Source organism: Eubacterium sulci ATCC 35585 (assembly GCA_001189495.1).
GTDB classification, from domain to species: Bacteria; Bacillota; Clostridia; order Peptostreptococcales; family Anaerovoracaceae; genus Eubacterium_B; species Eubacterium_B sulci.
On the sequence record CP012068.1, the window covers coordinates 176,893 to 189,887 of the forward strand.

General features: G+C 41.9%; 10 protein-coding genes and 2 pseudogenes. 10 read left to right on the forward strand and 2 right to left on the reverse strand.

Translation table 11 applies throughout. The annotated features are described in order from the left end of the window. The first annotated feature begins 107 nt into the window (after nt 1-107). The 3 genes and pseudogenes from ADJ67_00800 to ADJ67_00810 all read left to right on the forward strand — a co-directional run bounded on the left by ADJ67_00800 (nt 108) and on the right by ADJ67_00810 (nt 3,709). The gene (locus ADJ67_00800; protein AKT46388.1) at nt 108-674 is read left to right on the forward strand and encodes a hypothetical protein; all 567 of its coding nucleotides are present in this window, start codon (nt 108-110) and stop codon (nt 672-674) included. A 256-nt stretch (nt 675-930) separates the two neighbouring features. Next, a complete protein-coding gene (locus ADJ67_00805) occupies nt 931-2,379 on the forward strand; it encodes a sodium:proton antiporter (protein AKT46389.1) in 1,449 nt (482 codons plus the stop codon). A gap of 778 nt (nt 2,380-3,157) precedes the next feature. Continuing rightward, a pseudogene (locus tag ADJ67_00810) lies at nt 3,158-3,709 on the forward strand (hypothetical protein). Between the two features lie 106 nt (nt 3,710-3,815). Here ADJ67_00810 and ADJ67_00815 read toward each other — a convergent pair. Further along, nucleotides 3,816-4,490, reverse strand: a complete 675-nt coding sequence (locus ADJ67_00815) for a hypothetical protein (protein AKT46390.1) — start codon at nt 4,488-4,490, stop codon at nt 3,816-3,818. A 169-nt stretch (nt 4,491-4,659) separates the two neighbouring features. On the opposite strand from ADJ67_00815, the gene ADJ67_00820 reads away from it, so the two are divergent. The 4 genes from ADJ67_00820 to ADJ67_00835 are packed head-to-tail and all read left to right on the forward strand — an operon-like array spanning nt 4,660 to nt 7,736. Beyond that, complete coding sequence (locus tag ADJ67_00820; GenBank protein ID AKT47609.1) at nt 4,660-5,139, forward strand: adenosine deaminase; 480 nt, start codon at nt 4,660-4,662, stop codon at nt 5,137-5,139. Beyond that, nucleotides 5,139-5,996, forward strand: a complete 858-nt coding sequence (locus tag ADJ67_00825) for a hypothetical protein (protein AKT46391.1) — start codon at nt 5,139-5,141, stop codon at nt 5,994-5,996. The genes ADJ67_00820 and ADJ67_00825 overlap by 1 nt, the downstream gene beginning before the upstream one ends. Nucleotides 5,997-6,049: 53 nt before the next feature. Beyond that, a complete protein-coding gene (locus ADJ67_00830; GenBank protein AKT47610.1) occupies nt 6,050-7,012 on the forward strand; it encodes a hypothetical protein in 963 nt (320 codons plus the stop codon). 28 nt (nt 7,013-7,040) lie between these two features. Further along, nucleotides 7,041-7,736, forward strand: a complete 696-nt coding sequence (locus tag ADJ67_00835; protein ID AKT46392.1) for a hypothetical protein — start codon at nt 7,041-7,043, stop codon at nt 7,734-7,736. 130 nt (nt 7,737-7,866) lie between these two features. On the opposite strand, the gene ADJ67_00840 is transcribed toward ADJ67_00835, so the two are convergent. Further along, nucleotides 7,867-8,979, reverse strand: a complete 1,113-nt coding sequence (locus ADJ67_00840) for a hypothetical protein (protein ID AKT47611.1) — start codon at nt 8,977-8,979, stop codon at nt 7,867-7,869. Nucleotides 8,980-9,640: 661 nt separating this feature from the next. Here ADJ67_00840 and ADJ67_00845 point away from each other — a divergent pair. From ADJ67_00845 to ADJ67_00855, 3 genes and pseudogenes are all read left to right on the forward strand, one after another. Next, nucleotides 9,641-10,069: a hypothetical protein gene (locus tag ADJ67_00845; protein AKT46393.1), complete on the forward strand. Its 429-nt coding sequence runs from the start codon at nt 9,641-9,643 to the stop codon at nt 10,067-10,069. Nucleotides 10,070-10,194: 125 nt separating this feature from the next. Then, complete coding sequence (locus ADJ67_00850; protein AKT46394.1) at nt 10,195-11,709, forward strand: hypothetical protein; 1,515 nt, start codon at nt 10,195-10,197, stop codon at nt 11,707-11,709. Between the two features lie 18 nt (nt 11,710-11,727). Further along, nucleotides 11,728-12,969: pseudogene (locus ADJ67_00855) on the forward strand (hypothetical protein). Nucleotides 12,970-12,995: the final 26 nt, after the last annotated feature.

Sequence of the window (12,995 nt, forward strand, 5' to 3'; positions counted from 1 at the left end):
AACTACAAGTTTTAGGGAGTGCCGTTTTTATATTACAAGTATTTCTACATAAATTATTCATGTTATAATAAATGATATGTATTGATGGAATAGATTAAGGAGGAACAATGAACAATTTCGAGAAATATAAAATTCTAAGTGCAGGAAAGCCATTTGCTCATCGTGCCAAAATCGCGATGGTCATGCTAGATAGTGCTACCGTATACGAGGAGCTTAAAGAAGACGCATCAAAGACTTCAGTTCCCGGAGACTACGGATGCCTTGGGGGATTTCCTGAGAATATCCTTGAAATGCTAGTAAGCGAACTCATATGTAGAGAAACTTGGTATTTGCCAGACGAGGCTAAAATATGGGATAGACGCTTTGGAAGCCTATTTAAAAATAAATTCTTTTGCTATGACGATGATAGTGAAACTTGGAGTGATATACTTCACAGATATTTTTTGGAGCTAGAATGGATGCCGAAGAAGGAGGACTATAACTCGACGAGGAGCTACAACAAAGCTTGGGAATATTTTGGGGAGCTTTTAGCAGTCGTGAAGCAAAATAATCACCCTGAATTTGAAAAGTATCTAGAGATTGCAAAAGAAAATGGAATGAATGAGGTCGTGCTAGAAAGGAAGCTAAATGAGCTTTCTGAGATTAAAAAATCCTTTGAGTTAGCTTCCAAATAGAAAAAACGGGCACATTTGTTACGAAAAAGCAAATTTCAAAGGTTTATCATTAGTAAACAAGGCTATAAAGCAAATGTTAATTAGAATCACTAATAAAAAAATAGAAATTTTTTTGTGTAGAGTCAACAAAAATGACCCTCTAAATTTGATTAAATTAACTATTGTAATAATGTAGATTAAGGTTCATAATATACCTATGAAACTACAGGGTTCTACAAAATTATGGAAGTCTATGAAAAGAAAGGAATTACAACAAATGGAAGACAATGTAAAGGCTAAAGAGCCAAGAGCACCTAAGCTGTACGAAGCGATTGCTACGTTCCTAGGCTTAGTTGTAATCATGTCAGTGGGTATCGTAGTATTTGAAGTAAGCCCACACATCCCAATGTTCATTGGCGTTATCTTTGCATCACTTATGGCACTAAGACTTGGATACAAGTGGGATGCAGTAGAAAGCATGATGATCACAGGTATATCACGTGCGATGCAGGCTATTCTAATTCTTATGATTGTTGGTATGCTCGTTGGAGCATGGATCCTATCAGGAACAATCCCAACAATGATTTATTACGGACTTAAGCTATTATCACCATCAGTTTTCTTGGTTGCAACTGTTCTTATCTGCTCAGTAACATCCCTAGCAACAGGTACATCATGGGGAACAATGGGAACCATGGGTCTTGCACTTATGGGTATCGCAGCAGGTCTAGGAGTTCCCGTTGGACCTACAGCAGGTGCAATCCTTTCAGGTGCATACTTCGGAGATAAGCTATCACCTCTATCAGATACAACAAACCTAGCACCAGCTATGGCAGGTACTGATGTATTCTCACACGTTAAGTTCATGATGAAGGCTACAATTACTGCATATGTAATCGCACTTGTATTCTTCGGAGTATACGGATTCATGCACGCTAACAACGGTCACGCAGATACATCACAGCTAGATATTCTTATGAACGGAATTAAGGATAACTTCAATGTTAACCCAATTCTACTACTTCCACCACTAGTAGTTATACTAGCTATTGCACTTAAGATGCCAGCTATCCCTGGTATCACACTAGGTGTAATCGTAGCAGCAGTTATGGCTCCTATCTTTCAGAAGGATGTTACACTCGGCGCAATCTTCAACAGTGCAATGAGCGGATTCACAATGCAGAGCGGAATCGAGTCACTAGACAACCTACTAACTAAGGGCGGACTAATGGGAATGGCTGAGTCAATTCTCATGACAATGATCGCTATGATGTTCGGTGGAATCATGGAAGCTACAGGACAGCTAAACGTTATCATCAATGCTATTACAAAGTATGTAAAGAGCGGTCCAGCACTTATCGGTGTTACAGAGCTTACATGTATCGCATCAAACGTTACAATGCCTGAGCAGTACATCTCAATCCTAGTTCCAGGAAGAATGTATGCTCCAGCATATCGTAAGGCAGGAATGCACCCAGCAGCTCTATCAAATGCTCTAGAGTCAGCTGGTACAGTTACTTCACCACTCGTTCCATGGAACACATGTGCTATCTACATCAAGAAGACTCTTGGTATCCAGAGCACAGCAGTATACTTCCCATGGGCAATCTTCAACTTGGCAATGCCAGTAGTTACATTCCTCTTAGCATTCGCGGGAGTCACAATCAAGAAGATGACACCAGAAGAGCAGAAGATTGCAGACGAAGGCGGACTAGTAAAGCTATAAACTTAGGCGTGAAATTAACATAATTAATCACATAGAAATCCTGTAAAGCGAAAGAACCGCATCTGCGGTTCTTTTGCTTTTCCTAGAACTTTAAATTTTTTGTGATTTATGATATTATATAGGCAACATGAAAAGCAGATTTTAGATAGGCTATGTGCCGAAAGGGACATCTATGTTTGGAAGAAAGAAATATCTCTTTGCGAGGAAAACGCGAATTCAATATATAAGGGACATCGTAATCGGAGTAGTAATTCTATTTTTAGCGTTCCTAGTATTTTTGTTTATATACTTTAATTTCTTTGGTACAGCGAGCAGGGTTAAGCTAAAGGATAGCCTAAATGCTGAGATTAACAGCAAGGCTATGGCGTCTGACTATATTGAGAGTATAGACGGTGGCAAGCTGAAGAAGGATGTTAAGATTGATACCTCCAAACTCGGAAAGAAGAAATATAAGGTTGTCCTTAGCATAGATGGTAAGGATAAGAACTACGATTTCGACGTTAATGTTGTTGATACTAAGGCTCCGGTAATCAGCATGGAGACCGAAGTTAATGTCTTACTCGGAAATGCAAGCAAGATTGAGGATATGGCTAAGGTGAGCGATAACTCAGGTAAGTTTAAACTTAAGACAGAGGGAAGCTACGACGCAAAGAAGGCCGGAAGCTATAGCCTGACTCTAATTGCAACTGATGATAGCGGAAATAAGTCTGAGAAGAAGATCAAGGTCAATGTTATAGACATGGATCAAACCGAAGGAGATATGAGCTTTGTAACAGGTAAGGGCTTTACACTTACACGCGTGGATGGGCTTACTAGCATAGATGGTATTTTGATTGTAAATAACAGCTTCTCGCTTCCTGAGGACTATGGCATAGGTGCTATCCAAAACGATGCGTATACAGAGTTTAAGAGGCTTCTCGATGATGCGAAATCAGATGGTGTTCATTTCAGCTTGCTAAGTGGATATAGATCTTACCGTGTGCAGAAGGAAATCTACGATGATTATGTTTCTAAGTACGGGAAGGAAGCTGCTGACAAGGCCGTTGCTAGACCTGGATATTCAGAGCATCAGACAGGATATGCTCTTGATTTAAACGATGAGCAGGAGAGCTTTGCAGATACTACTGCAGGAAAGTGGCTTAACGCAAACTGTGCTAAATATGGTTTCATCATTAGATATCCTAAGGGAAAGGAAGCCATTACGGGAAGAACATATCAGCCATGGCATGTAAGATATGTAGGACCTGAGCTTGCAACAAAGCTATATAACAATGGCAAGTGGATTACACTTGAGGAGTACTTTGGAATTTCGAGCGTTTACTCTAAGTAGGAATTCAAAGTGATAATAATTAGGGACGTAAAGCAAAAGCTTTCGTCCCTTTTGTGTCTGTTAAGTACCTTATCTATATTGGTTCCTCTACGAGGCTGATATTTATCTAGATAGAATGCTTTGATATTAGAGTTATACCGTCAGTAATCGGATTGGAGTTGTAGAAAAAGCCTGATAGTTTGCCGTGGCTTAGTCCTTCTGCAATCGTAGCTGATGTATCTGGCTCTAGCAGGCTGAGCAGAGGGAATGAAATAAGCATTATGATGCTTACTAGCAAAGCTCCTTTGAGTGCGCCGAAGAGCATTCCACAAAGCCTGTTGGAAAGACCGAGCACTCCGCGTTTTTTTAGCTCGAGGCTGCGAAGTGTAAAGCGTGCTAGCATAAACAAAGCAATGAAGAGTAATGTAAACGAGAGCATGGAGATTAGCGTATCTGCTAGAGATACTGAAATCCTTGAAGTTGCCTCGTTTCGGATGTCATCCCACAAAAGCCTGATTTGACGTGGCAGGCTCATGATAAAACTATCTGAAGCTATGGATGAATCTAGTGTGTCTTTGATGCTCTTTGATATGCTGAGCTGAAGGCTAGTATGCTTGACTATGAAGTTTTTGATTGGTAGAGCAAAGACAACTCCACAAACTGCACATAGCGACCAGCGAAAGAAATTGAAAAAGGAGTTCAGTAGGCCTCTGCGATAGCCAGAAGCTGCTGATATAACTATGATGGCGATGACTAGAATGTCTGCGATTTTGCTAATCATGGCAATGCTTAAAAGGCTCATGTGATCTCCTCTCTTTTTGATTAATTAATATGTAAATGATAACCCATAAAACTGCTTTGTGCAACTTGCGTTTGATAGTATTTAGCATCAAAGTATGGACCTTCTTTGATTGATAATACCACGCTAGCGTGGATTTTGTATCTTGAATAATACACGTATATGTGATAAGATTGTAAAGTATATGAGTAATTATATGAAAGAGGCCCTTAAGGAGGCTCAGAAGGCTGCTGAAATGGGAGAAATACCTGTTGGAGCAGTTATTGTTAAGGATGGCGAAATCATTTCGAGAGGCCATAATTTGACCGAAACTACCAAGGATCCGACAGCGCATGCGGAGATTATAGCCATCAGAGAGGCGTCTAAAGTTTTGGGCGGCTGGAGACTGATAGGCTGCGATATGTATGTGACTATGGAGCCCTGCAGTATGTGTGCGGGTGCACTCGTGTGGTCGAGAATAGAGCATCTATACATAGGTGCGGATGACCCTAAGACGGGGGCGTGTGGATCGGTCTTCAATATCGTGCAGGATGAGAGGCTAAATCATCAGATTGCAGTGGATAGAGGTATAATGGCAGAGGAAAGTTCGCAGCTTGTGCGCGAATTCTTTCGCAACCTACGAAATAAAAGGAAAAAACCGGAGGAAGAGTAATGAAGAAAACGAGTATCAGAATTTGCCTAACAGCATTGATTGTGATGATATTTACCTCGTTTGCATTTGCAGAGAGCGGTAAGCTTGAGCTAAAGGAAAGCTACCCTAAGGATGGACAGAAGAATACATCTGTTGAGAATGTCGGCGTTAAGCTAACTTTTAATAACAAGGTGAACAAGAAGGAGAATCAGAAGGCGAATTCTAAGTGCTTTAAGATTCTAGACGCTAAGGGAAAGGAACTTCCTATCAAGGTGTATTTTAACCCTGATGTTAAGGGACAGGTTCTCGTGCTTTACGATACAGTAAATGCCAAGAAGAATGCAATCAAGGGTGATAGCAAGTACACACTGGTTATTTCTAAGAAATTTGTTGATAATGATGGAAATACGCTCGGTAAGGATCATAAGATTGAATTTAAGACATTGAACCAGAGTCTTAACAACAAGATTTACATGGGTATGATGCTTTTAATGATGGTCGGAATGTTCTTCTTTGCAAGCAGACAGGCTAAGAAGCATCAGGAAGAGGACGAAGATGCAGATACGAGCAATGCTCCATTTAACCCATACAAGGAAGCTAAGAGAACAGGTAGACCTGTTAGCGAAATAATCGCTCAGCATGAGAAGGAAGAGGCTAAGGCTGCTAAGAAGGCTGCGAAAAAGGCAGCTAAGGAAGCTGACGAGGACGATTACGAAGAGTATGAGGAAGAGGATAACGGCAACTTCAAGGTAAAGGGACCAAGACCTATATCTGAAGCTGGCGGAAGATATATAACTGGCCGTAAGGCTCTAGCAGAGGCTCAGGCGGCAGAAGAAGAGCGACTCGCTAAGAGAAGAGCTAAGAACAAGAAGAAGTAAGCTTTTTGATCTTGCACATAGCGTAATTGGAGGCAAAAGTGGAAAAGACCATAATGCTTTTCTCTTATGCGAAGATTAACCTTTCCATTGATGTTGGCAATGTAATGCCAAGTGGTATGCACCCAGTAGATATGGTGATGCAGCAAATATCACTAAGAGATGAGATAAGTATCAGATTCACAGATGAGATGCCACCAGAGCCAATTAATAGCTTTGGAGCGAATCTAAAGGGTTTTGAAATATACCTCAGAACAAACCTAAGATATTTGCCAAACAATAGGTATAACCTCGCGTGGAGAGCAGCGGAGCTTATGATAGATGAATATGGAGATAAGGTGAATCCAAAGGGGCTCATTGAGATCTTCATAAAGAAAAGAATCCCGGTTGCTGCGGGCATGGCTGGCGGAAGTGGCAATGCTGCGGCAATAATGCATGGACTCAATGCTATGTGGGAGCTAGGGCTTTCGCTAGAAGAGCTTTGTGAACAAGGGGCGAAGCTAGGGTCTGATATCCCGTTTTGTTTGATGGCGCAGGCAAAAAGCAACAAGGACTTGCCTGAGAATATCAGATACTCTAACATTGCTTCAACTTGTGCGAGAGCAAGAGGAACGGGCACTGAGCTTAGCAAAGTGAGACCTCTGAAATCGAGCATACTTGTCGTAACACCAAGGCTTAGCGTTTCAACAAGGACGGTATTTACTGGGATTGATGAATGTACGATAAGCGATAGACCTAATAATGATAAGCTTTGTAGAGCTTTGAGATATGGTGATAAGAATACAGTGTATTCTGAGATGATAAATGTCCTCGAGGAGTTTACACTGAAGGAGTATCCAGAGGTTGCGGAGCTCAAGCGCTTTATGATTGTGACCTGTGAAGGTGCGAGGAAGGTGCTGATGAGCGGTAGCGGACCGACGGTATTTGCAATATTTGATAGCGAAAGTCAGGCTAAGAAGTACGCGACAGTTTTTAAAGAAAAGTCTTGCTTTGCCTTTTGGGCAAGGACGATGATATAGGGCTTATTGAAGCAGAATGGAGATTTTTATGGACCTACAGGATGTGAAAATGGATATTGGTAGCCACAGACCTCTTAGAGAGGTTGTATATGAGGAGCTGAAGAGGAATATTATGACTGGTCGTATTGTTCCTGGAACTCGTCTTATGGAGGTTGATCTCTCAAATCAGATGGGCGTTAGCCGCACTCCTATTAGAGAGGCAATTCGTAAGCTGGAGAAGGAAGGCCTTGTTACAATTCAGCCAAGACACGGCGCTTATGCATCCGATGTTTCCATAGATGAGATGGTGGACCTGCTGGACGTAAGAGAGGAGCTTGAGGGGTTTTCGGCTGAGCTTGCAGCAAAGCGCATTACTCCTGAAGAAATCGACCGTTTGGAGAATATCACAGACGACTATGAGCTTGCAGTTAAGCATAACGATACAGAGCAGATGATTTTTTGTGATGAGCAGTTCCATAAGGAAATTGTTGAGATTACAGGAAATAACACTCTTGTAAAATTCAGCACCATGGCTCAGGAGCTAGCTTTGAGATTCAGATACATTTACTACGATGACTTCTCGCGCTATGAGAACATGCCTAGCGAACATAGGGGAATCATTGCAGCTCTCAAGAGCGGAGATAGTGTCGAGGCTAGACGTGTTGTTTCAGAGCACATTCAGGCACTAAGAGCTTTTGTCATCGAAGGAGGAAAAACAGGCTTCCGCGATAAGAGAGAGCTTTAATATCTGGGAGCTATAATAAAAGGCAGGTATATGCTGCTAGATTATAAGAATTTAATATAAACCATAAAATAGAGAAAATCCTCAAGAAATAAATCTTGAGGATTTTTCAATACAGCTATATTAATCTATGTTAACCTTCCGAGAGGACTACTGTGATTTCTACGGATTTTTCATTTCGTAAAACGGTGATTTTTATTTTATCACCTGGCTTGTATTTATCTAGTGCTGTTCTCAGGTCTACAGCTGACTCTATCTTTGCTTTTCCGATGGATTGAATCTTGTCACCAGATTGTAATCCGGATTTCTTCGCCTCATCTGTAACAACATCATCGATATATACTCCTGGCGCGCTTACGCCATATTTTTGTGCATCTTCTTCACTTGATAAATCAACAATCTTAACGCCTATTATTGCACGTCCAGTAACCTTGCCGTTCTGAATTAGATCCTTTGCAATCTTTGATGCGGTGTTGATAGGAATTGCAAATCCAAGTCCTTCAACATTAGAACCAGACGATTTAGCAACTACAATTCCGATTAGGTTTCCCTGTCCATCAAAAAGGCCACCGCCCGAGTTTCCTGGGTTGATTGAAGTGTCAGTCTGAAGAAGCTTCATTGCCTTTCCGTCAACGCTAATTTGTCTATCACGAGCGCTAATGATACCTGCTGAAACACTTCCGCCTAGCTCGCCAAGTGGATTACCAATTGCAACTGCCTGATCACCTACGGAGATAGAATCGCTGTCACCGTATCTTGCAGCAGTATATCCTGAGCCGTCAATTTTTAGAACAGCTATGTCGTTTTGACTATCAGCACCTATAAGACGTGCTTTCTTGGTCGTTCCGTCTTTGAGCTTTACGATTATATTCGAAGCGCCATCGATTACATGATTACAGGTCATTATATAGCCGTCGCTATCGATAATTACGCCAGAGCCTGCACCCTTGGTTACATAGTTCTTAATCCAAGAGTCTCCACTGACCTTTTCTGTCTGTATCTCAACGACAGCATTTTCGTTCATAGAAACGATTTCTTTGATTGGTCTAGTTGTGCCATTGGATTTAGTTAACTTATAGTTTGTAGCAGAGACATTGTTTCCACCGTATGAACCATCAAATGCTCCTGCTAGCTTAAGCCCTCCAATGGTTATACCAGAAGTTCCTAGCATTGCGCAAATTAGGCAGATGATAAAAGCCTTCTTGGTAATATAAACAGGGGACTTAGGTGTTTTGGTTTTAGGCATGCCGCCATTTCCGTCAGAGGATTTTCTATCAAAGCTTCTAAGCTGTGAAGTATCATATGAATAGTTTTCAAATCCTCTTGAAGTGTTAAACTGTCTTTCCTGCTCAAATGGATTGCTCGATGACTGAAACGAAGTATTGCCAAATGAGGTTCTCTCATAGCCAGGAAATTTTGGTACAGACTCCCATTCTGCATTTGACGTGCTATTTGGTGCATTGTATGATGTGTTTGCAGATGTTGAATCAAAGTTTGAAGCAGGATTTTGATCAACGCCTGTCTGCGCTGTGCCTGCGCTGAAAGTGTTATTAGCACTTGGTAGCTCGCTAGCTGTAGCTTCGGTTATATCCGATGGATTTTCATTTGGGGGAGTTATTTCATCTTTGTTGCCAAATGGGGGTGTGTAATCATTATTGTGATCCATAAGCTTACCTCCTTGTTAGTTTGTCTATTTATGGTATGATTATAGTTAAGATATATGACTTTTTTGTGATAAAAGGGTTAATCCTGTGCAATGATTTTATATATTTTGATACTATCAGAGTTTAAGGGTTTATAAAAGCAAAATAAATGATTTTAATACAAGTTTTTTGCTTGCTGAATAACAAAAAAATATCTATTTGTGGTATAATAGCAAATTGAGTTTGTGAAAGGACAGTAATGATATGAAGAATGTCACGATAAAGATAACTGGCAAGCGTTTTGTCGGCGACAATGTCGAAGAAGAACTCGAATTTGTGAGTGACGGCATGATGTTCGAGAAGGGCGGAGCCAAGTATTTTATATATGAAGAGAGTGAGTTTTCGGGATTTCCAGGATGTAAGACCAGTCTTAAACTGACGGATACCAGCCTGAGAATGAAGAGAATTGGAGACTCAAGTGAGTACGGATCAGTACTAGAGTTTGAGACCGGAAAGCGTTTTAAGAGCGATTATAGCACGCCGTATGGGCCTATGTCGCTAGAGGTTTTGACGAATAGCATCAAGAGAGAGCTTTCGCCAGAGGGGTACGGTAAGATAACTCTTGAGTATGATATTAGTCTCAGAGGAATGATAGAAGGTCGCAACGAGCTTGCGATTGAGATAATGCAGTAGGTGTAAGTATGAACAGATTTCACAGATGGGTTGCAAGAATAGTAGTAGCGGTTATTATCCTCTCTATGGTTGGAACCACCTTATTTCTTTCTTTTCAGATGTTAGTGTAGACGGGAGGCGTCTCTATGTACAAATTAGGTTTTGATTCAGAAAAATATCTCGAAGAACAGTCGCATTATATAATGCAGAGAATCAACGAAAAGCAGGGCGAAAGGCTTTACCTTGAGTTCGGTGGCAAGTTGGTTCACGATAAGCACGCTATGAGGGTGCTTCCTGGCTTTGATGAGAATGCGAAAATTAAGCTTTTGCAGAAGATGAAGGACTCAGCAGAGGTGATTATTTGCATCTACTCTGGAGATATAACGACTAACAAAACGAGGCATGACTTCGGCATCACCTATGACCTCGAAGTTCTAAGGCTCATAGATACATTCAGAAAGTACGATTTAGATATAAACAGCGTAGTCATAACGAGATATGAGGATGCTCCAGCAGTTGACATGTTCATCAAAAAGCTCGAAAGACGCGGAATTAAGACATATAAGCACTGCTTTACAAAGGGGTATCCTACAGATGTAGATACGATTGTAAGTGAAGAAGGCTATGGCGCAAACCCTTACATTGAGGTGACCAAGCCGCTTGTCGTTGTAACTGGACCTGGTGGAGGCTCAGGAAAGCTTGCGACATGTCTATCCCAGCTATATCATGACTTTATGCGTGGACGCAAGGTAAGATATGCGAAGTTTGAGACCTTCCCAGTTTGGAATCTTCCACTAAAGCATCCAGTTAACCTTGCTTATGAGTCTGCAACGGTAGATCTAAAGGATGTGAACATGATAGACCCTTTCCACCTAGAGGCTTATGGTGAGAAGGCAATCAACTACAATAGAGATATTGAGGTATTTCCAGTAGTTAAACGAATAATTGAGAAGATTACAGGAGAGGAATCTGAATACCAGTCACCAACGGACATGGGTGTAAACCGTGTAGGCTTTTGTATTACTGATGATGAGGTCTGTCAGGAGGCTTCTTGTCAGGAGATAATCAGGAGATTTCTGATAGCAGCAGTCGATTTCAAGAAGGGTAAGATTGAGAGCGATTCCCTAGATAGGGCGGAGCTTTTGATGAAGGAAGTTGGCAAGGCTGTTGGCGATAGAGTTGTAGTTCAGAAAGCTAGAGATTATGTGGAATTCAAGAGAGAGCTCTGCGATAAATACGAGAATGCAGTAGCCATGGCCATGGAGATGCCGGATGGTCACGTTATAACGGGACGTAGCTCAAGGCGTATGGTTGCAGCAGCTGCAGTGGTTTTGAACTCAATCAAATATCTAGCAGAAATGCCAGACGAACTCCTTTTGATAGAGCCAAAGGTTCTTGAGACAACGCAGCACCTAAAGACAGATGTGCTTGGATATGACAGGAGCAGCCTGAACTGCGAGGAGATTTTGATGGCTCTTACAGTTTCAGGAGTTACGGACGAAAAGGCAAGACTTGCAGCTAGCAAGCTTTCCTTGCTTCATGGATGCAGGGCACATTGCACGGCAATTCTCTCAGACCGAGACGAGCAGACACTTTCATCACTTGGAATCGATGTAACTTGCGACCCAGAATATGTAACAACAAATTTATACAGTAACTAAATAATATAAGGAGCGGTCTTGAAACAAAATCAGCGATATACCCAGACTGAATACGTTAAGCAGTATGTAAAGCTCATCATTAGATGGAGCCTTATTGCGATTGTAATCGGAATGATTTGTGGTGTTATCGGAGCTTTGTTTTACAATGGTGTATTATATGCGAATGTATTTCGCAAGAAGCACGAGTGGCTGCTCTTTTTGCTTCCATTTGCAGGAATAATCATAGTCTACATGTATCAAAAGCTAGGGCTTGAGGGCAAGGGAACCGATGATATAATCGATTCTGTGCACGACAGCGCACCTGTTAGATTTAGACTGGTTCCTGCTATTTTTGTGGGTACAGTTCTGACGCACCTTTGTGGTGGTTCAGCAGGTAAGGAGGGTGCAGCACTTCAGATAGGTGGAGGCATAGGCAACTACATAGGTAGAAAGTCGAGACTCCACGCGGAGAACCTCAGAATAGCGACCATGGCCGGCATGGCAGCCTTCTTTGCGGCTATCTTCGGTACACCGCTTACCGCAACGGTCTTCGTCGTCATGTTCATCAAAGTCGGACACCTCTACCAAATGGCCGTATTCCCATGTTTTGTGTCCTCGTACACAGCCTACTGGATTGCAACAAAGCTTGGCGTAGTCGCCTTTGGCTTCCATATAAGCATACCGACGACAACGCCAGTACTGATGCTCAAAATCCTCGTGCTCGCATCTCTTTGTGGCCTCGTATCCACACTGATGTGCAATAGCTACAGATTGATACATGCGATTTACGATGAGTTATTTAACAACGCATATATTCGAGTAGTCTCAGGAGCAATAATTATAATTATTTTAAGCCTTTTAGTATCAAAAGATACCTATAACGGAGCAGGCAGTGAAACAATAGCAGAGGCGCTCTCAGGTGGCAATGAAGACTATCTCGCGTTTCTACTCAAGATACTGTTCACAGCAATAACGCTCGGCGCAGGATTCAAGGGCGGAGAAATCCTGCCGCTCTTCTTCATAGGAAGCACCTTCGGCGCCGTATTCGCGCCGCTACTAGGCATACCATCATCCTTCGGCGCAGCGCTCGCTATGGTAGCACTGTTCGGAGGAGCAACAAATACCATGATAGCACCGATTTGCCTCGCCATAGAGTGTTTTGGAGGCGGAGGTGTGCAAATGTTTGCAATAGCTAGCTTCATGGGATACCTTTGTTCGGGATATAACGGGCTTTATTCAAGTCAAAAGATACCTGATTCCAAGCTTCAGGCAAAGCCTGTAGAGATGCGAACAAACCAAAACAACAT

Excerpts from the sequence above, each read along its gene's own strand:
- ADJ67_00800 (AKT46388.1), top strand. The coding sequence starts at position 108 with ATGAACAATTTCGAGAAATATAAAATTCTAAGTGCAGGAAAGCCATTT.
- ADJ67_00805 (AKT46389.1), top strand. The coding sequence starts at position 931 with ATGGAAGACAATGTAAAGGCTAAAGAGCCAAGAGCACCTAAGCTGTAC.
- ADJ67_00815 (AKT46390.1), bottom strand. The coding sequence starts at position 4,490 with ATGAGCCTTTTAAGCATTGCCATGATTAGCAAAATCGCAGACATTCTA.
- ADJ67_00825 (AKT46391.1), top strand. The coding sequence starts at position 5,139 with ATGAAGAAAACGAGTATCAGAATTTGCCTAACAGCATTGATTGTGATG.
- ADJ67_00830 (AKT47610.1), top strand. The coding sequence starts at position 6,050 with ATGCTTTTCTCTTATGCGAAGATTAACCTTTCCATTGATGTTGGCAAT.
- ADJ67_00835 (AKT46392.1), top strand. The coding sequence starts at position 7,041 with ATGGACCTACAGGATGTGAAAATGGATATTGGTAGCCACAGACCTCTT.
- ADJ67_00840 (AKT47611.1), bottom strand. The coding sequence starts at position 8,979 with ATGCCTAAAACCAAAACACCTAAGTCCCCTGTTTATATTACCAAGAAG.
- ADJ67_00845 (AKT46393.1), top strand. The coding sequence starts at position 9,641 with ATGAAGAATGTCACGATAAAGATAACTGGCAAGCGTTTTGTCGGCGAC.
- ADJ67_00850 (AKT46394.1), top strand. The coding sequence starts at position 10,195 with ATGTACAAATTAGGTTTTGATTCAGAAAAATATCTCGAAGAACAGTCG.